The organism is Streptomyces sp. NPDC085931, from assembly GCF_044540565.1.
Taxonomy (GTDB): domain Bacteria; phylum Actinomycetota; class Actinomycetes; order Streptomycetales; family Streptomycetaceae; genus Streptomyces.
On record NZ_JBITSK010000007.1, the window covers coordinates 1 to 24,022 of the forward strand.

The 24,022-nt window shown below is 70.9% G+C and carries 24 protein-coding genes and 1 rRNA gene; 8 read left to right on the forward strand and 17 right to left on the reverse strand.

The window, feature by feature from the left end; all coding sequences use genetic code 11:
• Window positions 1-84 (forward strand): 5S ribosomal RNA (gene rrf, locus ACIGAN_RS15730); the annotation flags it as partial.
• 77 nt (window positions 85-161) lie between these two features.
• Here the strand turns inward: rrf and ACIGAN_RS15735 are convergent.
• From ACIGAN_RS15735 to ACIGAN_RS15750, 4 genes are read right to left on the reverse strand one after another with little or no spacing between them, the layout of a single operon-like run.
• Window positions 162-833, reverse strand: coding sequence for a response regulator transcription factor (locus ACIGAN_RS15735; RefSeq protein ID WP_365737957.1), 672 nt, complete (start codon window positions 831-833; stop codon window positions 162-164).
• Window positions 830-2,074 carry a sensor histidine kinase gene (locus ACIGAN_RS15740; protein WP_399857922.1) on the reverse strand — a complete coding sequence of 415 codons (1,245 nt, stop codon included), beginning with the start codon at window positions 2,072-2,074 and terminating at the stop codon, window positions 830-832. The genes ACIGAN_RS15735 and ACIGAN_RS15740 overlap by 4 nt, the downstream gene beginning before the upstream one ends.
• A 24-nt stretch (window positions 2,075-2,098) precedes the next feature.
• On the reverse strand, window positions 2,099-2,878 hold the full coding sequence (locus ACIGAN_RS15745) for an ABC transporter permease subunit (protein ID WP_365737961.1): 780 nt from the start codon (window positions 2,876-2,878) through the stop codon (window positions 2,099-2,101).
• Entirely contained in the window at window positions 2,875-3,795 is a 921-nt protein-coding gene (locus ACIGAN_RS15750; RefSeq protein ID WP_365737963.1) for an ATP-binding cassette domain-containing protein, read from the reverse strand. The genes ACIGAN_RS15745 and ACIGAN_RS15750 overlap by 4 nt, the downstream gene beginning before the upstream one ends.
• Before the next feature lie 94 nt (window positions 3,796-3,889).
• Here ACIGAN_RS15750 and ACIGAN_RS15755 point away from each other — a divergent pair, with 94 nt between their 5' ends.
• Window positions 3,890-4,459, forward strand: coding sequence for a GNAT family N-acetyltransferase (locus ACIGAN_RS15755; protein ID WP_365737965.1), 570 nt, complete (start codon window positions 3,890-3,892; stop codon window positions 4,457-4,459).
• On the opposite strand, the gene ACIGAN_RS15760 is transcribed toward ACIGAN_RS15755, so the two are convergent.
• From ACIGAN_RS15760 to ACIGAN_RS15785, 6 genes are all read right to left on the reverse strand, one after another.
• Window positions 4,448-6,031, reverse strand: a complete 1,584-nt coding sequence (locus ACIGAN_RS15760) for a type IV secretory system conjugative DNA transfer family protein (RefSeq protein WP_399857925.1) — start codon at window positions 6,029-6,031, stop codon at window positions 4,448-4,450. The genes ACIGAN_RS15755 and ACIGAN_RS15760 overlap by 12 nt on opposite strands.
• Window positions 6,032-6,048: 17 nt before the next feature.
• Entirely contained in the window at window positions 6,049-7,458 is a 1,410-nt protein-coding gene (locus ACIGAN_RS15765; RefSeq protein WP_365090117.1) for an ATP-binding protein, read from the reverse strand.
• A gap of 6 nt (window positions 7,459-7,464) precedes the next feature.
• Window positions 7,465-9,021 (reverse strand): SCO6880 family protein, encoded by a 1,557-nt coding sequence (locus ACIGAN_RS15770; protein ID WP_365090115.1) that lies wholly within the window; start codon window positions 9,019-9,021, stop codon window positions 7,465-7,467.
• Entirely contained in the window at window positions 9,018-10,355 is a 1,338-nt protein-coding gene (locus ACIGAN_RS15775; RefSeq protein WP_365090112.1) for a hypothetical protein, read from the reverse strand. The genes ACIGAN_RS15770 and ACIGAN_RS15775 overlap by 4 nt, the downstream gene beginning before the upstream one ends.
• The gene (locus ACIGAN_RS15780) at window positions 10,345-11,178 is read right to left on the reverse strand and encodes a hypothetical protein (RefSeq protein WP_399857928.1); all 834 of its coding nucleotides are present in this window, start codon (window positions 11,176-11,178) and stop codon (window positions 10,345-10,347) included. The genes ACIGAN_RS15775 and ACIGAN_RS15780 overlap by 11 nt, the downstream gene beginning before the upstream one ends.
• A gap of 188 nt (window positions 11,179-11,366) precedes the next feature.
• Window positions 11,367-11,675, reverse strand: coding sequence for a hypothetical protein (locus ACIGAN_RS15785; protein WP_004000049.1), 309 nt, complete (start codon window positions 11,673-11,675; stop codon window positions 11,367-11,369).
• 669 nt (window positions 11,676-12,344) lie between these two features.
• On the opposite strand from ACIGAN_RS15785, the gene ACIGAN_RS15790 reads away from it, so the two are divergent.
• Together ACIGAN_RS15790 and ACIGAN_RS15795 are read left to right on the forward strand one after the other, a co-directional pair.
• Window positions 12,345-13,352 (forward strand): NlpC/P60 family protein, encoded by a 1,008-nt coding sequence (locus ACIGAN_RS15790; RefSeq protein ID WP_365090107.1) that lies wholly within the window; start codon window positions 12,345-12,347, stop codon window positions 13,350-13,352.
• A 243-nt stretch (window positions 13,353-13,595) separates the two neighbouring features.
• Entirely contained in the window at window positions 13,596-14,297 is a 702-nt protein-coding gene (locus ACIGAN_RS15795; RefSeq protein ID WP_365090104.1) for a phosphatase PAP2 family protein, read from the forward strand.
• A gap of 24 nt (window positions 14,298-14,321) precedes the next feature.
• Here the strand turns inward: ACIGAN_RS15795 and ACIGAN_RS15800 are convergent, their stop codons facing one another.
• Together ACIGAN_RS15800 and ACIGAN_RS15805 are read right to left on the reverse strand one after the other, a co-directional pair.
• A complete protein-coding gene (locus tag ACIGAN_RS15800; RefSeq protein ID WP_399857931.1) occupies window positions 14,322-15,860 on the reverse strand; it encodes an FAD-binding oxidoreductase in 1,539 nt (512 codons plus the stop codon).
• 67 nt (window positions 15,861-15,927) lie between these two features.
• Window positions 15,928-16,098 carry a hypothetical protein gene (locus ACIGAN_RS15805; protein ID WP_365090099.1) on the reverse strand — a complete coding sequence of 57 codons (171 nt, stop codon included), beginning with the start codon at window positions 16,096-16,098 and terminating at the stop codon, window positions 15,928-15,930.
• Between the two features lie 137 nt (window positions 16,099-16,235).
• Between ACIGAN_RS15805 and ACIGAN_RS15810 the strand changes: the two genes are divergently transcribed.
• Complete coding sequence (locus ACIGAN_RS15810) at window positions 16,236-17,087, forward strand: hypothetical protein (protein ID WP_365090097.1); 852 nt, start codon at window positions 16,236-16,238, stop codon at window positions 17,085-17,087.
• 91 nt (window positions 17,088-17,178) lie between these two features.
• Window positions 17,179-17,346 carry a hypothetical protein gene (locus ACIGAN_RS15815; protein ID WP_365090138.1) on the forward strand — a complete coding sequence of 56 codons (168 nt, stop codon included), beginning with the start codon at window positions 17,179-17,181 and terminating at the stop codon, window positions 17,344-17,346.
• A gap of 24 nt (window positions 17,347-17,370) precedes the next feature.
• Here ACIGAN_RS15815 and ACIGAN_RS15820 read toward each other — a convergent pair whose 3' ends face one another.
• Window positions 17,371-17,745: a metal-sensitive transcriptional regulator gene (locus tag ACIGAN_RS15820; protein ID WP_365090094.1), complete on the reverse strand. Its 375-nt coding sequence runs from the start codon at window positions 17,743-17,745 to the stop codon at window positions 17,371-17,373.
• Between the two features lie 203 nt (window positions 17,746-17,948).
• Here ACIGAN_RS15820 and ACIGAN_RS15825 point away from each other — a divergent pair, with 203 nt between their 5' ends.
• Together ACIGAN_RS15825 and ACIGAN_RS15830 are read left to right on the forward strand one after the other, a co-directional pair.
• Window positions 17,949-18,569 (forward strand): DUF47 domain-containing protein, encoded by a 621-nt coding sequence (locus ACIGAN_RS15825; protein WP_020269925.1) that lies wholly within the window; start codon window positions 17,949-17,951, stop codon window positions 18,567-18,569.
• Between the two features lie 7 nt (window positions 18,570-18,576).
• Window positions 18,577-19,575 carry an inorganic phosphate transporter gene (locus tag ACIGAN_RS15830; protein ID WP_365090092.1) on the forward strand — a complete coding sequence of 333 codons (999 nt, stop codon included), beginning with the start codon at window positions 18,577-18,579 and terminating at the stop codon, window positions 19,573-19,575.
• Window positions 19,576-19,702: 127 nt separating this feature from the next.
• On the opposite strand, the gene pstB is transcribed toward ACIGAN_RS15830, so the two are convergent.
• From pstB to pstS, 4 genes are all read right to left on the reverse strand, one after another.
• Window positions 19,703-20,479 (reverse strand): phosphate ABC transporter ATP-binding protein PstB, encoded by a 777-nt coding sequence (pstB, locus tag ACIGAN_RS15835; RefSeq protein WP_031105672.1) that lies wholly within the window; start codon window positions 20,477-20,479, stop codon window positions 19,703-19,705.
• Between the two features lie 44 nt (window positions 20,480-20,523).
• Window positions 20,524-21,582, reverse strand: a complete 1,059-nt coding sequence (gene pstA, locus ACIGAN_RS15840) for a phosphate ABC transporter permease PstA (protein ID WP_365737979.1) — start codon at window positions 21,580-21,582, stop codon at window positions 20,524-20,526.
• Window positions 21,579-22,583 (reverse strand): phosphate ABC transporter permease subunit PstC, encoded by a 1,005-nt coding sequence (pstC, locus tag ACIGAN_RS15845; RefSeq protein WP_365090086.1) that lies wholly within the window; start codon window positions 22,581-22,583, stop codon window positions 21,579-21,581. Before pstC ends, pstA begins: the two co-directional genes overlap by 4 nt.
• A 104-nt stretch (window positions 22,584-22,687) precedes the next feature.
• The gene (pstS, locus tag ACIGAN_RS15850; protein ID WP_365090083.1) at window positions 22,688-23,812 is read right to left on the reverse strand and encodes a phosphate ABC transporter substrate-binding protein PstS; all 1,125 of its coding nucleotides are present in this window, start codon (window positions 23,810-23,812) and stop codon (window positions 22,688-22,690) included.
• Window positions 23,813-24,022 lie beyond the last annotated feature (210 nt).

Consider the following 24,022-nt stretch of genomic DNA (forward strand, 5'->3'; position numbering starts at 1 on the left):
TACATTCCGAACCCGGAAGCTAAGCCTTACAGCGCCGATGGTACTGCAGGGGGGACCCTGTGGGAGAGTAGGACGCCGCCGAACAATCATTGAAAAGGCCCACACCTTATGGTGTGGGCCTTTTTCTTTTCCCTGGCGGCTTTTCCCCGGCGGCTTTCCCTTTATGACGGCTGCACGAGCTTCGTGTCGTACGCCAGGATGACCGCCTGGATGCGGTCGCGGCAGCCGGTCTTCGCGAGGATGCGGCCCACGTGGGTCTTCACCGTCGACTCGGCCAGGTGCAGCCGTGTGGCTATTTCGGTGTTCGTCCAGCCCTGGCCGATGACCGTGAGGATCTCGCGTTCCCGGTCCGTCAGGGAGGCGAGGCGAGGGTCCTGCCGCGGTGCCGTCTCACTGGCCGGGTCCGCCGGCAGGTGGTGGACGTAGGCGTCGAGGAGGCGGCGGGTGAGGCTGGGGGCGACGACCGCGTCACCCGTGGCGACCGCGCGGATGCCGGACAGGAGTTCCTCCGGCTGGGCGTCCTTGACGAGGAAACCGGAGGCGCCGGCGCGGAGGCCCGCATAGGCGTACTCGTCCAGGTCGAAGGTGGTGACGATCAGGATGCGGGTGCGGTCGCCGGCCGCTGTGATGCGGCGGGTCGCCTCGATGCCGTCCAGGCCGGGCATGCGGATGTCCATGAGGACGACGTCGGGGTGGAGCTCGGCCGCCATGCGGACGGCTTCGCTGCCGTTGGCCGCCTCGCCCACGACCGTCATGTCGTCCTGGCTCTCCAGGAGCATGCGGGAGCCGAAGCGCTGCAGGGGCTGGTCGTCGGCGATGAGGACCGTGGTCACTGCGGGGTCTCCTCCGGGAGGTGTAGGCGGACGCGCCAGCCGCGTTCCGGGTGGGGGCGGAGGCCGGCCTCAAGTGTGCCGCCGTAGAGGGTGGTTCGCTCGCGCATTCCCGGGAGGCCGCGGCCCGCGGGCCGGGGGTCCGGGGGGCCGCCGGTGCCCGTGTCCGTGATGGTGGCGGTGACGGCGGCCTTGTCGCCGTAGGCGAGGTCTATCTCCGCCGTCGCGCCCGGGCCGGCGTGCTTGAGGGTGTTGGTGAGGGCTTCCTGGACGACGCGGTAGACGGTGAGCTGGCGGCCCGGGGGGAGGGTGGGGGTGCCGTGGCTCGTGAGGCGGACGGGCAGGCCCGCGGAGCGGACGCCGTCGAGGAGGGGGGCGAGGTCGGTGAGGCCGGGCTGGGGGGTCAGGTCGGCCTGCTGTCTCTCCTCCTCGCGCAGGACATCCAGCAGGCGGCGGAGTTCGGTGAGGGCCTGGCGGCTGGTCGTGGCGATGGCGTCGAGAGCCTGGGCGGCGCGTTCCGGGGACTTGCCGGCCGCGTACCGGCCGCCGTCGGCGAGGCCGGTGATGACGGAGAGGTTGTGGCCGATGATGTCGTGCATCTCGCGGGCGATGCGGGCGCGTTCGGCGGCGGTGGCGAGCTGGGCCTGCTGGTCGCGCTCCCGCTCCAGGCGGCGGGCGCGGTCCTCCAGGGCCTCGGTGTGGTTGCGGCGGGTGCGGACCGTGACGCCGATGAGCGCGGCCACCGTGACGGACATCAGCTGCGAGCCGATCTGCTGGTCCCAACTGCCCTCGCCGTGGCGCAGGATCGACACGAGGACCGGGGCGAGGAACAGGGCGGTGGCCCACCACAGGTGGCGCAGGGGGCGGCGCAGGGCCAGGTGGTAGACGAGGACCAGCTGGAGCAGGGAGGCCTGGAGGGCGGCGCCGGTCCAGGCGTTGGCGAGGGCCAGGGGCGCCAGGGCGGCGAGGACCGTGCCCGGGTGGGTACGGCGCCAGAGCAGCGGCAGCGAGAAGCCGAGGCTGAGGGTCAGCAGGAGCCAGCCGGGGACGTCCTGGCTGTGGGCGTTGTGCCGCCAGCCGTCACCGAGGTAGTCGATCAGGGCGGCCGTCACCCAGAAGCCGGCGAAGTGCAGGTCCCACAGCAGCGGGTGGCGGCGGTCGAAGGCGCGCACCCGGCGGGTGAGGCGGTGGGCGTACTCGGTGAGGGGCTCCGGCGCCCGGTCTTCCGTCGTCACGGGGTCCATGGTGAGCCTTGCGCGGGCCGGGTGTCAGACGTCCCGGCGGCGCAGGGCCCAGGCGGCCAGGGCCAGGGTCGCCGCCGTCCACAGGAGCATGGCGAGCAGGGCGCCGCCCGGGGAGGCCGTGCCGGGTGTGGGCTGGGCCGTGGTGAGGGCCTCCAGGGCCTTGCCCGGGAAGTAGCGGACGGCGTCGCGGACGGCGTCGTACGGGAGCATCGCCAGGACCTCCGGGAGGATCATGATCAGGCCGATGAAGACGCCGATGGCCGTCGGGACCGAGCGGAGCAGGGCGCCGATGGCAAGGGCGAGGACGGCGAGGAGGGTGAGGCCGGCCGCGTTGCCCGCGAGGGCGCGCAGGACGCCGGGGTCGCCGAGGGAGGCGGACAGGTCGGTGCCGGTGAGGAAGGACTGGGCGAGGGGGAAGGTGACCAGGTTGGTCGCCAGGGTGAGGGGGAGGGCGATCGCCATCAGGACGGCGGCCTTGGACCACAAAACGGGCAGGCGGCGCGGCACGGCGGTCATCGTGGCGCGGATCTGGCCGGTGGAGTACTCGCCGGCGGTGGCCAGGATGCCGAGCACGCCGAGGTTGATCGTGGCGAACTGGGTGCCGAGGAGGGCGAACATGACGGGGTCCATGCCGCCTTCGCCGGAGCCGTCGTAGGCGGCGCCGAGGCCCGCGCCCATGGCGGCGGTCAGCAGGCTCGTGACGGCGAGGTTGATCCAGGTGGAGCGCAGGGTGCGGAGCTTGTGCCACTCGGAGCGCAGGACGCGGGCGGGCGTCACGCGGTAGGGGAGGGTCGCCGTGGTCATGCCGCTGCTCCTTCGAGGGTGGCCGGGTACTCCAGCGCGTCGCGGGTGAGGTCCATGAACGCCTCCTCCAGGGAGGCGGCGTGCGGGGTGAGTTCGTACAGGGGGATGCCGTGGGCGGCTGCCGTGTCGCCGATGTGCCGGGCGTCGGTGCCGCGGACGTGGAGGGTGCCGGGGGTGTCGGTGGTGATGTCGACGCCGGGGGCGGTGAGGAGGCGGGCGAGGTCGGGGGCGCGGGGGGTGACGACCTTGACGGCGCCGGCGCCGGAGTCGCGGACGAAGTCGGTGACCGTGGTGTCGGCGAGGAGGCGGCCGCGGCCGATGATGACGAGGTGCTCGGCGGTGAGGGCCATCTCGCTCATCAGGTGCGAGGAGACGAAGACCGTGCGGCCCTCCGCGGCGAGGGACTTGAGCAGGTTGCGGATCCACAGGACGCCCTCGGGGTCGAGGCCGTTGACGGGCTCGTCGAGGAGGAGGACGGCCGGGTCGCCGAGGAGGGCGGCGGCGATGCCCAGGCGCTGTCCCATGCCCAGGGAGAAGCCCTTGACGCGGCGGTGGGCCACGTCGGTCAGGCCGGTGAGGCCGAGGACGTGGTCGACGCGGGCGCGGGGGATGCCGTGGGTGTGGGCGAGGGCGCGCAGATGGTGGTGGGCGGTGCGGCCGGGGTGGACCGAGCGGGCCTCCAGGAGGGCGCCGACCTCGGTCAGGGGCGCGGGGTGGGCGGCGTAGGAGCGGCCGCCGACGGTGGCGTGGCCGCGGGTGGGGGTGTCCAGGCCGAGGAGCATGCGCATGGTCGTGGACTTGCCGGCGCCGTTGGGGCCGAGGAAGCCGGTGACGGTGCCGGGGCGGACGGCGAAGGACAGGTCCGTGACGACCGTCCGGTCGCCGTAGCGTTTGGTGAGTTCGTGTGCGGTCAGCATGGTTCGATGCTGCTGTGCGCGGGGGCGGCGGGCGTCGGACCGGCGGTGGTTATCGGGGTGAGGGGTGTCGTACCCGGGTACTACGGTGGCCCGCATGAGCTATGTGATCCGGTCCGTCCGTGCCGAGGAGTGGGCCGCGGCGAGGGAACTGCGGTTGGACGCGCTGCGGGATCCGGTGGCGCACCTGGCCTTCCTGGAGACGTACGAGGAGGCCGTGGCCCGGCCGGAGTCCTACTGGCGGGAGCGGACGGCCGGTGCCGCCGAGGGGGTGGACGCGCGGCAGCAGATCATCGCCGAGGGGCCGGACGGGCGGTGGGTGGCGACGGTGACCGTGCTCGTGGAGGAGCCGGGGACGACCGACTGGGCCGGGTTTCCGGTGGAGCGGAAGCAGGGGCACCTGGTCGGTGTGTTCGTGCGGCCCGAGGAGCGCGGGAGCGGGCTGACCGAGGTGCTGTTCGACGCGGCCCTGGAGTGGGCGTGGGGGCGGGGCCTGGAGCGGGTGCGGCTCATCGTGCACGAGGAGAACGGGCGGGCGCAGCGGTTCTACCGGCGGGTGGGGTTCGTGCCCAGCGGGGTGACGGTGCCGCTCGGGGATTCGGGGGAGCGGGAGCTGGAGTTCGTGCTGGAGCGGGACGGTGTGGGGGCGCCGCTGTCAGACGGGTAGTTCGTCGTGCGGCCAGCGGGCGCGGCCCTGCTCGCGGGAGCGGAGCAGGGCCAGGGTGGGCAGGCCCCGGTCCGCTCCGGTGGCCAGCAGCTCGGGGAGCTGGGGCAGCGGGGCCACGGCCGCGACGTCGTCAAGGACGAGGGTCAGTGGTGGGTCGAGGCGACCGGAGGATGACCGTTCGGCCATGCGCCGGCCGCGCTCGACCACGCTGGAGACGAGGGCCGTCAGGAAGGGCATCGCGCCCGGGTTGGTCCTGGGGTCCTCGATGGATTCACCGACCACATAAAGCGTGCCCCCTTCGTGGACGAAGGAATCCAGGGCGAGGGCATCAGTTCGGTTGGGTGTGCAGGCCTCGCGGATGTTGACGGTGGAGAGCGCGGCGAGGGCGCGGGTGGTCAACTGCTGGGCCACGTCGCGGCGTTCCGGGTGGGCCGTGAGGGCGCCTTCGAGTTCGCCCGCGGAGCCGGGGGCGGCCTTGGGGTTGGTGCGCAGGATGCGGACGGCGTCCTGGATCTGGGTGCCCTGGGACCAGCGGTGGACGTGGCGGATGGTGCGGCCGTCGACGGCGGCGGCGTGCAGGTAGCTGCGCAGGAGCGTGAGGGCCGTGTCGGTGACGGCCTGGTCGAGCTTGGCGGTGGGGCGTACGGGGGTGAGCAGGGCGGTGGCTCTGGTCGCCGCGGTGTGGGGGTCCTCGCAGCCGGTGATGGGGGACCAGTGGAGGCGGGACGGGGTGGTGCAGAGGTGGGTGGGGTCGTAGAGGTGGGTGGGGCCGAGTTTGGCGCGGGGGTCCTTCGTCTCCAGCCAGAGGGCGGAGTTGGAGGTGACGACCAGGGCGGGGCCCTCCGCGTCGCGTACGGCCTGGATGGCGGTGGTCTGGCGGGTCTCCCTCGGGGCCACGAGGACTTTCTCCCACCCGTTCACCCGTTCTCGGCCGAACGCCGGGGGCGTGGGGGCCAGGGGCGCGGTCGGCTCCAGGGGGTGGGTGGCTTCGGGGGCGGCGCGGCGGGGGGTGGGCACGTCGTGCGCGGCCGCGGCCGGAGTCCGGACGGTGTGAGGCCGCGCCGAGGCGGACTGGGCCGGGGCGGGGGCGTCGTGGTGTGTCGCGCCCGGTGCCGGATGCGGGGCCGGGGCGTCGTGGTGCGTCGGGCCCTGGGCCGGTGACCCGTGCTGCCGGGTTTCCGGGGGCGTCGTCTGTTCCAGGCGGCGTCGTGCGCGGACCGCCCGCCACCTGGCCAGCGTGCCCATCACGAACACGGTCAGGACGATCAGGATCATCAGCTGGCCGATGAACAGGCCCCAGAACAGGCCGTAGCCGGAGAGGTCGCCGGGGGGCGTCCCGGGCCAGGCGCCGGGGATGTCGTGGGGCCGGGCGATGAGGTGGCGCATGGCCAGGGGCGTGCGGACGAAGGTGACGCCGGACGGCCAGGCGCCGTGGGCGAACAGGCCGGCCAGGCCCGTGGCCGTCCACGCCAGCAGGGTCGTCCCGAGGAGGAAGGCGAGTATGCCGACGAGCAGGCCGTCGGGGATGCCTCCCTGGGTGTCCCGCGGGGTGCGGCGGTCGTCCGGTCTCACGCGTTTCTCCCCTGCGCCTACGCCACCGTCGATTCGGAGTCGCCCATGTGGTGCTCCACGAAGGCCGCGGCCCTCTCCTCCGCCTCGATCTCGGCGGCGTGCAGGGCGTCGTCCGTCAGGTCGGCGGAGGACTCCGTCATCGCGCGGTCGGTGAAGACCAGCGGGCGTTCGGTCTCCGTGACCAGGTGTTTGACGACCTGGACGTTGCCGTTGACGTCCCAGACGGCGATGCCGGGGGTGAGGGTGGGGATGATCTCGACCGCCCAGCGGGGCAGGCCGAGGACCCGGCCCGTGGCCCTCGCCTCGTCGGCTTTCTGGGCGTAGATCGTCCTGGTCGAGGCCATCTTCAGGATCGCCGCGGCCTCCTTGGCGGCCGCGCCGTCGACGACGTCGGAGAGGTGGTGGACCACCGCCACGAACGACAGGCCCAGGCGTCGGCCGAACTTCAGCAGGCGCTGGAAGAGCTGCGCGACGAAGGGGCTGTTGATGATGTGCCAGGCCTCCTCGACGAGGAAGATGCGCTTCTTCCGGTCGGGGCGGATCCAGGTGTGCTCCAGCCACACGCCGACGATCGCCATGAGGATGGGCATGGCGATGGAGTTGCGGTCGATGTGGGACAGGTCGAAGACGATGAGCGGGGCGTCGAGGTCGATGCCCACCGTCGTCGGGCCGTCGAACATGCCGCGCAGGTCACCGTCGACCAGGCGGTCCAGGACCAGGGCGACGTCCAGGCCCCAGGCGCGGACGTCGTCTATGGCGACGTTCATCGCCTCGGCCGACTCGGGCTCGGGGTGGCGCAGCTGCTCGACGATGTCGGTGAGGACCGGCTGGCGGTCGGTGATCGTCGCGTTGACGTAGGCGTGCGCGACCTTGAGCGCGAAGCCGGACCGCTCGTCCAGGCCGTGGCCCATCGCGACCTCGATGATCGTGCGCAGCAGCGCGAGCTGGCCGGTCGTGGTGATCGCGGGGTCGAGCGGGTTGAGGCGGATCCCCATGTCCAGGGCGGCCATGGGGTCCAGGCGGATGGGAGTTATGCCCAGCTCCTGCGCGATGAGGTTCCACTCGCCGACGCCGTCCTCGCCCTGGGCGTCCAGGACGACGACCTGGCGGTCCTTGAAGCGGAGCTGGCGCAGGACGTACGTCTTCTCCAGCGCCGACTTGCCGTTGCCGGACTCGCCGAGGACCAGCCAGTGGGGGGCGGGGAGCTGCTGGCCGTAGAGCTGGAAGGGGTCGTAGATGTAGCCCTTGCCGGAGTACACCTCGCGGCCGATGATGACGCCCGAGTCGCCGAGGCCCGGGGCGGCGGTCGGGAGGTAGACGGCCTGGGCCTGGCCCGTGGACGTGCGCACCGGGAGCCGGGTCGTCTCGACCTTCCCGAAGAGGAAGGACGTGAAGGCCTCGGTGAGGACGGACAGCGGATCCCGCATCAGGTCCTACCTCCGGATGCCGGTGGCGAAGGGAAGGGTGTTCACGAAGGCGCGGTGGTGCTCGCGGTCGCACCATTCGAGCTTGAGGTACGACTTGCCGGCCGAGGCCCTTATCGTGCGCTTGTCGCGGGCGAGGGCGTCGGGGTTGCGGGAGCTGACGGTGATGTAGCCGACGAGGTTGACGCCGGCGGCGCCGCTGGCGAGGTCCTCGCCGCGCTGGTCGAGCCGGGAGTGGGCGGCCACGTCGCGGGGGTCGACCGTGCGGTTCATCTTGGCGGCGCGGGACGCCTCGGCCTCGTCGTTGGTCTTCTCGGTGAGCATGCGCTCGATGGCGACCTCGGTGGGTTCGAGGTCCATGGTGACGGCGACCGTGCGGATGACGTCCGGGGTGTGGACGAGGAGCGGGGCGAGGAAGTTGACGCCGACGGGGGTCATCGGCCACTCCTTCACCCAGGCCGTGGCGTGGCACCAGGGGGCGCGGGTGGAGGACTCGCGGGTCTTGGCCTGGAGGTAGGTGGGCTCCATGGCGTCCAGCTCGGCCGGCCAGGCGTTGCGCTTGGTCATCGCCTGGATGTGGTCGATCGGGTGGTCCGGGTCGTACATGGAGTGGATCAGCGAGGACAGCCGGCTCTGGCCGAGCGGCTGGCGGACGCGGATGTCGGCCTCCTGCAGGCGCGAGCAGATGTCGGTGAGCTCGCGGGCCATGACGACGGCGAGTCCGGCGTCGCGGTCGACCTTGCCGCCGTGGGCGCGGGCGGCCCGGGCCATGGCGTTGGCCTCGGCGGCGAGGTCGCGGGTGTAGTGCATGCAGGCGACGAGGTAGGCGCGGTGCTGCTCGCTGCTGGTCGACACCATCGACTGGAGCTGGTCGTAGGACTCCTGCAGCCAGGGCAGGGCCCTGTCGTCGCCGCGGACGGCGACGTCCTTGGCGTGGGCGTCGGGGTCGGCGGGCAGGGTGCGGGCGAGCATCTGCAGGCGGGTGACGAAGCCGTCGCCGTTGGCCACGTGCTTGAGCAGCGTGCCGAAGCGGTCGACCAGGGCCTCCTGGTCCTCGCTGTCGCGCAGGCCGACACCGGGGCCCTCGATCTCGATGGCGGCGGTGACGGTCTTGCGGTCGGCGTGCAGCAGGACGGCGATCTCGTCGGGCCCGAAGGGGGCGGAGAGCCAGGTGATGCGGCCGATGCCGGGGGGCGGGCCGACCTCGACCTCGCGGCCGTCGAGCCGGGTGCCGGCCTCGACGGCGGTGGAGCGGTAGGTGGCGCCCCGCTTCAGGGTGCGCTTGTAGCTGCGGTTGATCTCGAACCACTTGTAGAAGGTGCGGTGCTTGTAGGGCACGTAGACCGCGGCCAGCGCCAGCATCGGGAACCCGGCGAGCAGCACGATGCGCAGGGACAGCACCGGGACGAGGAGTCCGCACATCATGCCGAGGAACGCGCCCACGACGATCAGGGCGATCTCGCCGGTCTCGCGGTTGCGGCCGATGATCGCGTTCGGCCGGGCGCGGCCGATCAGATATGTCCGGCGGGGCGTGACCGGATGGGACACGTGGGACTCGGTCGTCAACGCCCTTCACCTCCCGTGCGGTTGGTACTGCTGTTGCGGGTGCTGCTGGCGTGCGGGGTGTTGACGGGGCTGCTCGAACGGGGGGCGGGTGCGGCGGAGGGGACAGATCCGCCGCCGCCGTTCGAGGTGCGCGCGCTGTGCGCGGCGACCCCGCCGGATGCGGGGTTGCTGGGGCGGGGGGCGGAGGACTGGCCGCCTCCGCCGTTGTGGTCGGCGCGGGTGCTGTGCGTCTTGATGCCCTGCGCGACCAGGGAGGCCGGGGAGCTGATGACGGCCGCGGCCTTGCTCTCGGCGCCCTGCATGATGCGGTTGTTGCGGGAGCCGGCGATCTCGTCGCCGAAGCCGGGGACGAAGCGGTAGATCATCGCGCTGGCGAAGATGGCGAGCAGGATGATGGCGAGGCCGGAGACGACGGCGGAGAAGGCGTCCGGGCCGTCGTCGGCGGACAGGGCGCCGGCGAGGCCGAGCACGATGACGATGACCGGCTTGATGAGGATGACGGCGATCATGATGCCCGCCCAGCGGCGGACGTGGCCCCAGAGGTTCTTGTCGACGAGGCCGGCGTAGACGACGGTGCCGAGGAGGGCGCCGACGTAGAGCAGGGCGGCGCGGATGACGAGTTCCAGCCAGAGGACGCCGGCGGCGAGGATGCTGACCAGGGAGACGACGATCAGCATGATGGGGCCGCCGCCGATGTCCTCGCCCTTCTTGAGGGCCTCGGAGAAGGTGCCGAAGAAGGTGTCGGTCTGGTCGCCGGTGGCTTTGGCGAGGACCTCGGTGATGCCGTCGGTCGCCGAGACGACGGTGTAGAGGATCAGGGGGGTGAAGGCGGAGGCGAGGACGGTCAGCCAGAGGAAGCCGATGGCCTCGGACAGGGCGGTGGTCAGGGGCACGCCGCGGACGGCCCGCTTGGCGACGGCCAGGAGCCACAGCAGGAGCGTGAGGATCGTCGAGGCGGCGAAGACGACAGCGTACTGCTGGAGGAACTTGGGGTTGGTGAAGTCGACGTTGGCGGTCTCCTTCACGGCGTCGCTGAGCTTGTCGACGGTCCAGGCGGCGGCGTCGGCACAGCCCTTGGCGAGGGAGGAGAGGGGGTCGAGGGTGGAGGTGGGGTCGAGGGACGGGTTTCCTCCGCCCGTACCGCTTCCGCTGCCGGTGTCGCCCTCGCAGATGTCCCTGGCCTCGCCCCTGAGCAGATCGCACGCGTTGTTGCTCGGGGACGGGGACGGGGACGGTGTGGGTGCGGCGAAGGCGCGAGTGGCCAGTAGGACCGTGGCCGTCTGCACCGCCGCGACCGCGGCGCCGAGCCTGAGTACGTGGTGCCTACCGGGCATAGGTGAACCCTCCGTACTCCTCGACAGCCTTGGTCATGTCCTCTGCGGTGGAGGCTCTCTGGTCACGTCCGACCGGGACCGGACCGTCCTCCTGGGTGAAATCGGTGATCTTCCAGTCACCGGCGACCCACTTCAGCTGGTAGGTCGTCGTGTACCAACTCTCGGTCACGGGGTTCGTCGAGCCCTCACCCGACAGGCCGAAGAGGGAGGTGTACCAAAGAGCGACCGTGGCAGTACTGCCGCCGAAGGACGTGACCTTGGTGCCGACCGGGATGACGCGCGAGACGAACGTCTGACCGCTCGGCGCGACGCCGTCCTCGTTCAGCCCGAGCTTCTCGAGGAAGCTCCGGCGGGAGTACACCTGGTCGAACGCTGAGAGCTGGGTGGCAGCGACGTCGGGTGCGTAGACGGTGTTGACGATCGCGTGGCGCTTCTTCGTGTTGTACATGTCGGCCGAGCCGAGGGCGATGCCGTAGTTGGTGGCTGCGGACTGGGCGCCTTGCTCGTCCTGGGAGTAGCCCGTGGGAATGCCGCTCGTCTTGGCTCCCACCGGGCGCTTCCCCGAGGGTGCCGTCGCCGAACTCTGGGCCTTGTCGCCACCGGGGTCGCTGCTCTCGGCACCGCCGTCCCCCCGGTTCGCGAAGGCGATCGCTGCGATGAGGAGGACCACCACTCCGACCACCGTCACCAGGCTGCGGGACGAGGAGCGGGGGGCGCGGCGTGGGGCGCCGTAGGGGTCGGTGTCGGTGTCGGGCAGGCGGGTGCGGGTCTGGCCCGTGCCGCCGTAGCCGCCGGAGGTTTCGCGCTCGTCACCGAGACTCATGCCGCGTACGCCCCCTCGCCGTCGTACGGATACACGTACTCCTCGTACGACGGTAGCCGTGCTGGTTCCCGCGCGGGCGCGGTGTGGTGACTCGACATCAGGGAAACGCAACCTCAGCCGGTGGGCACGACGGGCGGGTGGGATGGAGGGGAGCCGGGCGTGTCCGGCCGGGGCGGACGGTGCCCGGCCTACACGGCCATGCCGTACACGATGGTGAACAGCGTGCCGAGGGAGCCGATGATGAAGACTCCGGTGAGGCCGGCGATGATGAGGCCCTTGCCCTGTTCGGCGCTGAAGGTGTCCCGCAGGGCCGTGGCACCGATGCGCTGCTTGGCGGCGCCCCAGATGGCGATGCCGAGGCAGATCAGGATGGCCACCGCCATCACCACCTCGATCATCACCTTGGCCTCGTTGCCCAGGCTGCCGAAGGGGCCCCAGTCCGGAGCGATCCCGCCGATGATGGTGTTGATGTCTCCCTTATCGGCCGCAAAGAGCATGTAAGTCACCGCCCCTGTTGGGTAGTTCCGCATCCTCTGCGGTCGTGCAGAGGTCAGGCCTCATTCTCGCCGACGATGACGCTGTCGTATGTCGACTTGGCGTCATTGATTGGCGGGTTTCGTACGAATACCTTGCCACCGTTCCGCTCCGGAGCCTAAGGGGAGACGCCGGACGGTGTACGAAGGATCGTATGGTCACTCTGTGTATCACGGCAGGTCACGCCGGGCAATGAGGCCTGAGCGAAACCTGGTGTGCGGTTCCGTCGTTGTGCCCTCCTGCGACCTTTCTCACCTTTCCGAACGGTTTCTGACGGCTGGTCGGGTGAGCGGTCGCGCCCGTGTTCTCCGGGTGAAGGCTACCCGGCACGGCGAACGGGCCGCGGGGGGACGGCGGCGGCCCGTGCCTCCCCTGGGGGACCCGGGTCCCGTCCGGTGGGGCCGCCGTAGCCGTCCGGTGTTCGCGTGGGGGAATCCGGAACCTCGCTGTCGTCGCGCCCCCCGTGCCCCTCGTGCCCGCCGTGTGCCCGTCGTGCCCCTGGTGTGCCCGGCGTGTCCCCGGGGGTCCGCCGTCTGCTCCTCCGGCCGCTCCGACTCTCCTCGGCGTGATCATTCCGGTGTGCGACCGGCGCCTCTACACTGAGCGACGGACTCCTGGGCGGCGAGGGGCGGTTGACGGTGCGTAAGGCGTGGATCGTGGCGGGTGTTGCGATCAGCTCGGCGCTGGCGTTCGTGATGCTGCTGGTCGTGGGCGTCTACCTCGTCGCCGGGAACCTCGTCAACGGGGTGAGCGGCGGGGCCAAGGCGCTGGCCAAGGGCTCGGTGCCCGCGGCGTACGCGTCGCTCGTCGCGAAGTGGGGCAATCTCTGCCCCGCCATCAGCCCGGCCCTGCTCGCCGCCCAGCTCTACCAGGAGAGCGGCTTCAACCCGAGGGCCCAGAGCCACGCCGCCGCGCAGGGCATAGCGCAGTTCATCCCCGGCACCTGGGCCACCCACGGCATCGACGGCGACGGCGACGGCGACCGCGATGTGTGGGACCCGAAGGACGCGATCCCCTCCGCCGCCTCCTACGACTGCGAACTCGCGTCGTACGTGAAGAAGGTGGGCGGGAACCTGACCGAAAACATGCTGGCCGCCTACAACGCGGGCGCGTACGCGGTGATCAAGTACGGGGGCGTGCCGCCGTACAGCGAGACGCAGAACTACGTGAAGCGGATCACCACCCTCTCCGAGAGCTTCGCCGCGCCCGTGGGCCGGGTCGATCCCTCCCGGCAGGCGGCCGGCGCGATCGAGTACGCGCAGAAGAAGCTCGGCACGCTCTATCTGTGGGGCGGCACCGGCACCCCTGAGCAGGGCGGACGCTTCGACTGCTCCGGTCTGACCCAGGCCGCGTACAAGAGCGTGGGCATCACGCTGCCGCGCGTCGCCAACGACCAGTACAACGCGGGACCGCACCCCTCCCGGGACGAACTGCTGCCGGGAGACCTGGTGTTCTTCTCGGACGACCTCACCAATTCCCGTGCCATCCGGCATGTCGGCATTTATGTCGGAGGTGGGTACATGATCGACGCGCCGCGCACGGGTGCCGTCATCCGGTTCGACCCGATCGACACCCCCGACTACTTCGGAGCCACGAGAGTCACCGAAGATGGCGCGAAAGCGCTCCCCACGACGGTGTGAACCGAGCGTGAACCCACCCCCTGAGCTGCGACGACGTGTCTCTCTTCGATAACGTCTGCGTGATCATTCGGTGGAGTGTGGAACGTATCAACGGGGACCGTGCGTTCCTGGTGACGTAGCCGAGCAGACGTCAACACGCACGTGTCACGCACGCGTGCGGCGGAAGCGGATCTACCACCACGGGGGTGGCAGGAGCGGCGCACACTCGTGCGCCGGGAGAGACGACGAAGGGGCCGCAGCACCATGGCTGGACTCGCCGATTCCGGGTCGAACCCCGACGTCGACCTGCTGTACGACATCAATGGCCTGGCCAAGGACGCGCCGGGCTGGTTCGACCGCGTCATGGAGTACGTGGGCGAGTACGGCCTGCTGCTCGCCGTCGTCCTGCTCGTGGTGTGGTGCTGGTGGTCCGTCCGGCGCCGGGGCGAGGAGGACGCGGCGTCCACGGTCGCGGCGCTGATCTGGGCGCCCCTGGCGGCCGGTGTCGCCGTCCTGGTGAACGTGCCGATACGGGGCTTCGTGGAGCGACCCCGGCCGTTCCTCGACCACCAGGGGCTCGAAGTCCTCGTCAAGGGCAAGACCGACTACTCGTTCGTCAGCGACCACGCGACGCTCGTCATGGCGATGGCGGTCGGACTGTTCGTCGCCAACCGGAAGTTCGGGCTGTTCGGGATCGTGCTGGCCCTGTTCGGCGGGTTCATCCGGGTCTACATGGGCGTGCACTACCCGACGGACGTGATCGGCGGGTTCGCGCTGGGCACGGCCGTGGCGCTGCTGCTGTCCCCGCTCGCCATGGCCCTGCTGACGCCGGTGGTGAAGGCGGTGGAGCGGTCGCCCCGGGCGGGGTGGCTGGTGCGGGCCGGCGGGCGGGCGCCCGGCGGGCGGGACGCCGTGGTCCCGGAGTCCCGCGCCGAGCGCGCGTCCGAGCGGGACCTGGCCGCCTGACGTCCGGCGGGACGCGCGGCCCGGTCAGAGCGCCTGCGGGAACGTGAAGAAGCGGTCCGGGTCGTACTGGTTCTTCAGCTTCGTCAGACGCGCCGCCGCGTCCCCGTAGTAGGCCTTGCGCCAGTTCGTCAGGGTCGGGTCCGTGTAGTTCTGGTAGGCCGCGCCCGAGGCGTGGGGACGCATGGCCCGGTGGGCCGAGGCCAGCCAGTCCCGGGCCGTCGTACCGCTGGTGCCCGCGCGCCAGGCGCCGATGTACTGGGCCAGCATGCGCGAGCGGCGGTGCACGAAGGCCGTGGACGTGGGGGCGACGCGGTTGACGGCTCCGCCGAGGGCGGTGAGCGCGATGCTGCCCGTGCCGCCGCGCACCGAGCCGATCTGCGCCAGCAGCGTGTGGATGCCGGCGGGGGACAGGGAGCGGTCGAAGAAGTCCGAGGCCGCCGCGTACGTCTCCCGGCCCAGGGCGCCCTTGGGTGAGCGGCCCGGTGTCGAGCCGGGCAGATGGCACTGGGCGTCCGTCGGGAACGAGGAGCAGCCCGCGTACACCTCCATCGACTCCTCGTACGAGCGGCGCTTGAGGGAGACGCTGCGGGCCGGGGCGCCGACGCGGTCGGCGAGGCGGTCCACGGCGTTCTTCAGCTCGCCGTACGTGCCCAGGGAGAAGGCCGCCACGGAGACGGTCGGGGTGCTGCCGGCCGCGCTCGCCAGGTGCAGCGACGACCAGATCTCGTCGGGCTGGGACGGGCCCCACTCCTGCCAGGCCTTCACCACCGCCGCCGCCTTCGACCACGGCCAGGACAGGTACGCCGAGACGCCCTGCGGTGCCGGGTGGGTGCGGAAGCGCAGTTCCGTCACCACGCCGAAGTTGCCGTTGCCGGCGCCGCGCAGGGCCCAGAAGAGGTCCTTGTTCTCCTTGGCGTCGGCGGTGAGCTGCTTGCCGTCGGCCGTGATCAGGGTGGCGCCGGTGAGGCTGTCGCAGGTCAGTCCGTAGGCGCGGGAGACCACGCCGTGCCCGCCGCCCAGGGTGAGGCCGGAGACGCCGACGGTGGGGCAGGAGCCGGCCGGGATCGTGACGCCCTTGGCGGCCAGGGCGCGGTAGACGTCGATGAGTCTGGCGCCGGCGCCGACCACCGCGGTGGTGCCGGAGGCGCGGACCCGGTCGAGCTTCGAGACGTCGACGATCAGGCGGCCGTCGCCGGAGGACCAGCCGGCGTAGGAGTGGCCGCCGTTGCGGATGGCCACCCGCAGGGAGCGGGCGCGGGCGTAGGCGAGGGCCGTGCGGATGTCCTCGGGGTGGGCCACGTAGGCGACGGCGGCGGGCTTCAGGCCGTCGAAGCGGGTGTTGTACAGCTGCCGCGCGGTCGCCCAGGCGGCGTCGCCCGGGCGGACGAGGGGGCCGTCGAGGTCCCGGGCCAGGGCCGCCCAGTCCGCGGCGGCGGCGCGGGTGCGCGTGGTGGCCGCCGTGGCCGTGGTGCGAGGGCTCGCGTGCGTGCAGGCGGCGGCGAAGGGGGTCGCCGCCGCGGCGAGTGCCGCTGTGCCGGCGGTGAGGACGGTGCGCCGTTCCATGGGGCCTCCCGGTGGGTTCCGCCTGGACAGACGGGTTGCCGGCGGTGCGGGTTCCACCGGGACGCGGTCAGCCCGCGGTGTGCCGCTGCGCGTCCGTGCGGGCCTGGCTTCTGGCGCGCCGGGCCGGGCCGCGCCAGCCGCAGGAGCACTCGGCCAGGCAGAAGCGGCCTCGCTCCATGGTCGTCGTGCGGTGTTCCGGGGGGTCGGGGGGAAGGTCCAGCCCGTCCTGCTGCGCCACGACGACAACGTTACCCAGCGCGGGTAAAGGGTTCGTATGCCGGACGGCGTGGCTCGCGTGACGGGGGCACAAACCGGTCGTTAAGCGGAACGACATGGGGGCCCGTGACGGACGTACCGGCTGGGGGTAGGCAGGCGATGACTGGGCGGCAGCGGGAACGGCGGCGCGGGCGAACGGGTGCGGCGGTCCTAGCCGCCGGGGTCGTGGCCGGGGCGGGTCTGGGAGCGGGAGGGTGCGCGGGCGGTGACGCCGTCGCCGGCGACTCCCGGGGCGGGGACGCGGTGGTGCTGCTGCACCGGGCCGCCGACCGGCTGGTGGACGCGGGCAGTTCGAAGGCCCGTACGTCGATGGAGATGGCGGCCGGGGGCACCCGGGTGACCATCCGGGGCGCCGGGGTGTACGACTACCGCAAGCGGCTGGGGGAGCTGCGGGTGCTGCTGCCGCAGGACCCCGCGGCGGCCGCCGAGCGCCGGACCGTCACGGAACTGCTCGCGCCGGGCGCGCTGTTCATGAAGAACCGGGGTGCCGGTGTGCCCCCGGACAAGTGGGTGCGGGTGGACACCCGGACGCTGTCCGACGGCAACCTCGTCACCGGCGGGGCCACCGACCCGTTCACCGCGGCGGAGGTGCTGCGCGGCACGCGGACGGCGACCTACCTGGGCCGCACGGAGGTCGCGGGCACCGGCGTGCGGCACTACCGGGGCACGGCGGACCTCTCGGACGCCGCGCGGCGGGCGTCCGACGGGAACGAGGAGGCCCTGCGGGCGGCGGCGAAAGGGTTCGCCACGGCCGAAGTCCCGTTCGACGCCTACCTCGACGACGAGGGGCGCATCCGCAAGGTCCGCCACCGCTTCAGCTTCGTGAACGGGCAGCGCAAGAGCCCCGTCGCCGTCGCCTCGACGACCCTGCTCTACGATTTCGGGGCCCCGGCGCGGGTGCGGCTGCCGGACGACGACGACATCTACGCGGGCAAGATCGCCGAGGAGTGACCGGCGGGAACTAGCCCGTCCGTGCCATGCGCGGTGTGTAGGCCGCTCCCTACTCTAGGAAGCCGGTGACGGCAGAGACGAGGTGACGCACGTGGCTCCGGTCGGCGGTACGGCAGTTCAGGACCACGTGGCCCTCGCCGAGATCGAACTGTGCGGAGAGCTCATCATCGCGGCCTCGGCGGCCCAGGAGCGGCTCAGCCTGGAGAGCATCGACGAGGTGCTGAGAGTGGCCGAGGAGCGGGACGCCTCCGGCGGCTGAGGCCGGGCCCGGCGGCCGGTCCGGTCAGGTCCGCAGCATGCGGGCGATCGCCTGGGTCGCCTCCTTGACCTTCGCCTCGACCTCGTCGCCGCCCTTGACGGCGGCGTCGGCCACGCAGTGGCGCAGGTGCTCCTCCAGCAGCTGCAGGGCGAAGGACTGCAGGGCCTTCGTGGAGGCGGAGACCTGCGTGAGTATGTCGATGCAGTAGACGTCCTCGTCGACCATGCGCTGCAGGCCGCGGATCTGGCCCTCGATCCGGCGGAGCCGTTTGAGGTGCTCGTCCTTCTGCTTGTGGTAGCCGTGCACGCCGTGGTCGTGGTCCGTGACGGCTTCCGCGCCGGCGGCCGCGGTGCCGGTGGTGACATGCGCGACATCTGTGGTGCCGGTCACGTCCGTCATCGCGTCCTCCTGGTGACAGTGGGCGGATATATACCCCTGGTGGGTATATGGTACCGAACTTTGCCGGGTAGACGCCCCCTCGGGCCGCCCCCGTGCTCATCACTGTGCCTGATGGGCGACACTGGTGGGCGGCCCGATAGCCGTGGCCGGATGATGCGCCTAGCATCAGCCTGACCGAAACCGAAGCACCCCGAGGACCCCACGTGCGCTTTCGTCTGACCCCCAGGGAGACGAGCTTCTACGACATGTTCGCCGCCTCCGCGGACAACATCGTCACGGGCTCCAAGCTCCTGATGGAACTGCTCGGGGCGGACGCATCCGCCCGGGCCGAGATCGCAGAGCGTATGCGGGCAGCGGAACACGCAGGTGACGACGCCACGCACGCGATCTTCCACCAGCTGAACTCCTCGTTCATCACGCCGTTCGACCGCGAGGACATCTACTCCCTCGCCTCGTCCCTCGACGACATCATGGACTTCATGGAGGAGGCCGTCGACCTGGTCGTCCTCTACAACGTCGAGGAACTGCCCAAGGGCGTCGAGCAGCAGATCGAGGTCCTGGCGCGCGCCGCCGAACTGACGGCCGAGGCCATGCCGCACCTGCGGACGATGGAGAACCTCACCGAGTACTGGATCGAGGTCAACCGGCTGGAGAACCAGGCCGACCAGATCCACCGCAAGCTGCTGGCCCACCTCTTCAACGGCAAGTACGACGCCATCGAGGTGCTGAAGCTCAAGCAGATCGTGGACGTGCTGGAGGAAGCGGCGGACGCGTTCGAGCACGTGGCGAACACGGTGGAGACCATCGCCGTCAAGGAGTCCTGAGCCCTTCATGGACACCTTCGCTCTGGTCGTGACCATCGGGGTCGCGCTCTTCTTCACGTACACCAACGGCTTCCACGATTCGGCGAACGCGATCGCCACGTCCGTGTCGACCCGGGCCCTGACGCCGCGGGCCGCGCTGGCGATGGCCGCGGTGATGAACCTCGTCGGCGCGTTCATGGGCTCCGGGGTCGCCAAGACGGTCAGTGAGGGCCTGATCCAGACACCGGAGGGGTCGAAGGGGATGGGCATCCTCTTCGCCGCGCTGGTCGGCGCGATCGTCTGGAACCTGATCACCTGGTACTTCGGGCTGCCCTCGTCGTCCTCGCACGCGCTGTTCGGCGGCATGGTCGGCGCGGCGCTGGCCGGTGGGACGACGGTCTACTGGCACGGGGTGCTGGAGAAGGTCGTCATCCCCATGTTCATCTCCCCGGTGGTCGGTCTGCTGGCCGGTTACCTGGTGATGACCGCGATCATGTGGATGTTCCGCAAGGCCAACCCGCACAAGGCCAAGCGCGGCTTCCGCATAGCCCAGACCGTCTCGGCGGCCGGTATGGCGCTGGGGCACGGTCTGCAGGACGCGCAGAAGACGATGGGCATCGTGGTGATGGCGCTCGTCATCGCCGATGTCGAGGACTACGGCGACCCGATCCCGGTGTGGGTGAAGATCGCCTGTGCGGTGATGCTGTCGCTGGGCACCTATGCCGGTGGCTGGCGGATCATGCGGACGCTGGGCCGGAAGATCATCGAACTGGACCCGCCGCAGGGCTTCGCGGCCGAGACGACGGGCGCGTCGATCATGTTCGCCACGGCGTTCCTGTTCAAGGCGCCGATCTCGACGACGCACGTGATCACCTCGGCGATCATGGGCGTGGGCGCGACCAAGCGCGTGAATGCCGTGCGCTGGGGCGTCGCCAAGAACATCATCCTGGGGTGGTTCATCACGATGCCGGCGGCGGCGACGGTGGCCGCGGCCTCGTTCGGCCTCGTGAACCTGGCCTTCCTGTAGCGGCAGCCGCGGCCGGGGACCGGCCGGTACACGAACGGGCCCGCCCCCGGGAGCCAGGGGCGGGCCCTTTTCGGCCTCGCGGTGGCACCGCCATGCAGCACCGCGAGGAGTCTCGGCGAAGGGCGGCTCAGCCGAAGCGGCCGGAGATGTAGTCCTCCGTGGCCTGGACCGACGGGTTGGAGAAGATCCGCTCCGTGTCGTCGATCTCGATGAGCTTGCCGGGCTGGCCGACCGCCGCGAGGTTGAAGAAGGCCGTGCGGTCGGAGACCCGCGCCGCCTGCTGCATGTTGTGCGTCACGATGACGATCGTGAAGCGCTCCTTCAGCTCCCCGATCAGGTCCTCGATCGCCAGGGTCGAGATCGGGTCGAGCGCCGAGCAGGGCTCGTCCATCAGCAGGACGTTCGGCTCCACGGCGATCGCCCGCGCGATGCACAGACGCTGCTGCTGACCGCCGGACAGGCCCGAGCCGGGCTTGTTCAGGCGGTCCTTGACCTCGTTCCAGAGGTTGGCGCCCTTGAGCGAGCGCTCGACGATGTCCGCCAGCTCGCTCTTCTTGTAGTTGCCGTTCAGCCGCAGGCCCGCCGCCACGTTGTCGAAGATCGACATCGTCGGGAACGGGTTCGGCCGCTGGAACACCATGCCGACCTCGCGGCGCACCGACACCGGGTCGATGCCCGTGCCGTAGAGGTCCTCGTCGTCCAGCAGCACCTTGCCCTCGACCCGGCCGCCCGAGGTGACCTCGTGCATGCGGTTCAGGGTGCGCAGGAACGTCGACTTGCCGCAGCCGGACGGGCCGATGAACGCCGTCACCGAACGCGGCTCGACGGTCATCGAGATGTCCTCGATCGCCTTGTGGGAGCCGTAGTAGGCGGTCAGTCCGCTTACGTCGATTCGCTTGGCCATGACTACTTCACTTCCAGACTTCGGTCGGTCGCTGAGTGGCCGCGTCAGCGACCGGTGCTCGGGGCCTTCCAGCGGGCGATGCCGCGGGCCACCAGGTTGAGGATCATCACGAAGGCGATCAGGGTGAGCGACGCCGCCCAGGCGCGGTCGTAGGCCGTGACCTCGCCGGAGCCGTACTGTTGGTAGATGTACAGCGGCAGCGACGCCTGCGCGCCCTCGAAGGGGTTGGCGTTGATGAACTTGCTGCCGAAGACCAGCAGCAGCACGGGCGCCGTCTCACCGGCGATACGGGCGATGGCCAGCATGATGCCGGTGGTGATGCCGCCGATCGAGGTCGGCAGGACCACCTTCAGGATGGTGCGCCACTTGGGCACGCCGAGCGCCAGGGAGGCCTCGCGCAGCTCGTTCGGGACGAGCTTGAGCATCTCCTCCGTGGAGCGGACCACGACCGGCATCATCAGGATCGCCAGGGCGAGCGAGCCGGCGAAGCCGAAGGGCTGCATGTCGAACATCAGCATCAGGCTGAGGATGAACAGGCCCGCGACGATCGACGGGATGCCGGTCATGACGTCGACGAAGAAGGTGACGGCCCGGGCGAGGTTGCCGCGCCCGTACTCCACCAGGTAGATCGCGGTGAGCACGCCGACCGGCGCGGCGATCAGGGTGGCGAGGCCGACCTGCTGCAGCGTGCCGAGGATGGCGTGGTAGATGCCGCCGCCCGCCTCCGAGTCGGCGACCACGCCCATGGAGTGGGTCAGGAAGTAGACGTCGAGGACCTTGGTGCCGCGCTGCACGGTCGACCACACCAGGGACGCCAGCGGCACCACGGCGAGCAGGAACGCGACCCAGACCAGCGAGGTGACCACGCGGTCCTTGGCCTGGCGGCGGTTCTCCACCTTGGCCGCGATGACGTACGTGCCCAGGATGTGCAGGAGCGCGGCGATCAGCGCCCACTGGATGTCGCTGTGCAGTCCGGCGGCCGCGCTGATGCCGAGGCCGGCGGCGACGGAGCCGGCGGCGATGGCCCACGGGGCCCACTTGGGCAGCCGGGCGCCGCGCAGGGTGCTGGGCGCCTTCTTCGGGGCGGTGGTTGCGGTGCTCATGCGTTGGCCCCCGAGTACTCCTTGCGGCGGGCGATGATCGCGCGGGCCGCGCCGTTGACCAGCAGGGTGATGACGAACAGGACCAGACCCGAGGCGATCAGCGCGTCCCGGCCGAACTCGGTGGCCTCGCTGAACTTGCTGGCGATGTTCTGGGCGAAGGTGCCGCCGCCCGGGTCGAGCAGGCTGGTGTGGATCAGGAAGTCCGGGGAGAGCACGGTGGCGACGGCCATCGTCTCGCCGAGGGCGCGGCCGAGACCGAGCATGGAGGCGGAGATCACGCCGGAGCGGCCGAAGGGCAGGACCGACATGCGGATCACCTCCCAGCGGGTGGCGCCGAGCGCCAGGGCCGCCTCCTCGTGCATCTGCGGGACCTGGCGGAAGACCTCGCGGCTCACGTTGGTGATGATCGGCAGGATCATGATCGCGAGCAGGATGCCCACGGTGAGCATCGAGCGCGGGGCGCCGTTCTGCCAGGAGAAGATGCCGGTCCAGCCGAGGTAGTCGTTCAGCCAGCCGAAGAGGCCGTTCATGTACGGCACGAGGACGAGCGCGCCCCACAGGCCGTAGACGATGGACGGCACGGCGGCGAGCAGGTCGATCACGTAGGCGATGGGGCCGCTCAGCCGGCGCGGGGCGTAGTGCGTGAGGAACAGGGCGATGGCGACGGCGATCGGAACCGCGATGATCATGGCGATGATCGAGGAGACGATCGTGCCGTAGGCCAGGACCGCGATGCCGAAGACCGGCGGGTTGACGCCGGTGTTCCATTCGAAGGTGGTGAGGAAGTTGCCTTCGTCCTCGCTGATGGCGAGGACCGCGCGGTAGGTGAGGAAGCCCGCGATGGCGGCCATGATGACCAGCAGCAGGATGCCCGAGCCGCGCGAGAGGCCGAGGAAGATCCGGTCCCCGGGGCGGGTGGCGCCACGGGCGGCGCGCTTCTGCTCGGCCGTGGGCAGCGGGGGAGTGGGGGGAGGTGCGTCAGCTATCTGTGTGGTGTCCATCGGGTTCTCCGGTCTGCGGAGCCGCAACGGCTGTGCGGCTCTTGGCGGCGGTGCACCGGACGGTGCGGCCCGGCCCCGCGGAGGGGCCGGACCGCACGCTCAGGTCAGCTCAGGGTCTCGACGGTGGTCCGGACCTTGGCGATGATGTCCTCGGGCATCGGCGCGTAGTCGTTCTCCGCGAGGATCTTCTGGCCGTCCTCCGAGGCCGCGTAGCGCAGGAACGCCTTGACCGCGGGCAGGGTGTCGGCCTTGTTGCCCTTGTCGCAGACGATCTCGTACGTCACGAGGACCATCGGGTAGGCGCCGTCGGCCTTGGTGGCGTAGTTCAGCTCCAGCGCCAGGTCCTTGCCGGTGCCGACGACCTTGGCGTCCGCGATGGCCTTGGTGGCGTTCTCGACGTTGGCCTCGACCGGCTCGGCCGCGCCCGTGTCGATGGCGACGGTCTTGATGCCGTCCTTGGCGTACGACAGCTCGAAGTAGCCGATCGCGCCGGCGGTCTGCTTGACCTGCGCGGCCACGCCGGAGGACTGCGGAGCGGACTGGCCGCCCTTGGCCTGCCAGGCCTTGCCGCCCTCGTAGGGGAAGTCCTTCTTGGCGGTGGCGATCAGGTACTTGGTGAAGTTGTCCGTGGTGCCGGACTCGTCCGAGCGGTGGAAGGCCTGGATCTTGAGGTTGGGCAGCTTCGCGTCGGGGTTCAGCTTCGCGATGGCCGGGTCGTTCCAGTTGGTGATCTTGCTGTCGAAGATCTTGGCGATCGTCGAGGCGTCCAGGACGAGCTTGTCGACGCCCGGGACGTTGTAACCGACGGCGATCGGGCCGCCGACCATGGGCAGGTCGATGCCCTGGCCGCCGGAGCAGACCTTCTTGGAGGCCTCGACCTCGTCGGGCTTCAGAGCCGAGTCCGAACCGGCCCACGGGACCTGGCCCTGGGTGAAGGCGGTGACACCGGCGCCGGAGCCGCCGGCCTTGTAGTTGATCTCCACCTTGCAGGCCGCCGAGAACTGCTTGACCCACGCGTCGACGGCGTTCTTCTGCGCCGAGGAGCCGTCGGCGAGCACCTGGCCCGAGGCGTCGTCACACTTGATGTTGCTGGGCGCGGCGGCGTTGGACGAGGAGCCGCCGCTGGCACCTCCGGTGTCGTCGGAGCCGCACGCCGTGAGGGCCAGGGCGCCGGAGACGGCGAGAGCACCGAGAGCGAGGGCCCGCCGGTTCATGCGCTGAAGCTTCACTTGAGTTCCTTCCAGGAGCCGCCGTCCTGATCGGCGGCGTGCGAAGACTGACCGATGCGGACGCGGCAGGCGCGTCTCGCATCTGGTACGGCCGAAATTAGGCAGATCAGGTGAAGCCGCCGATGGCCACACATGAACGACGGGTGAACCCCTGCCGACGGTGTGGTTAGGTCACGGAATGCTCACGGGGAGAGCACGTGAGGATTCCGC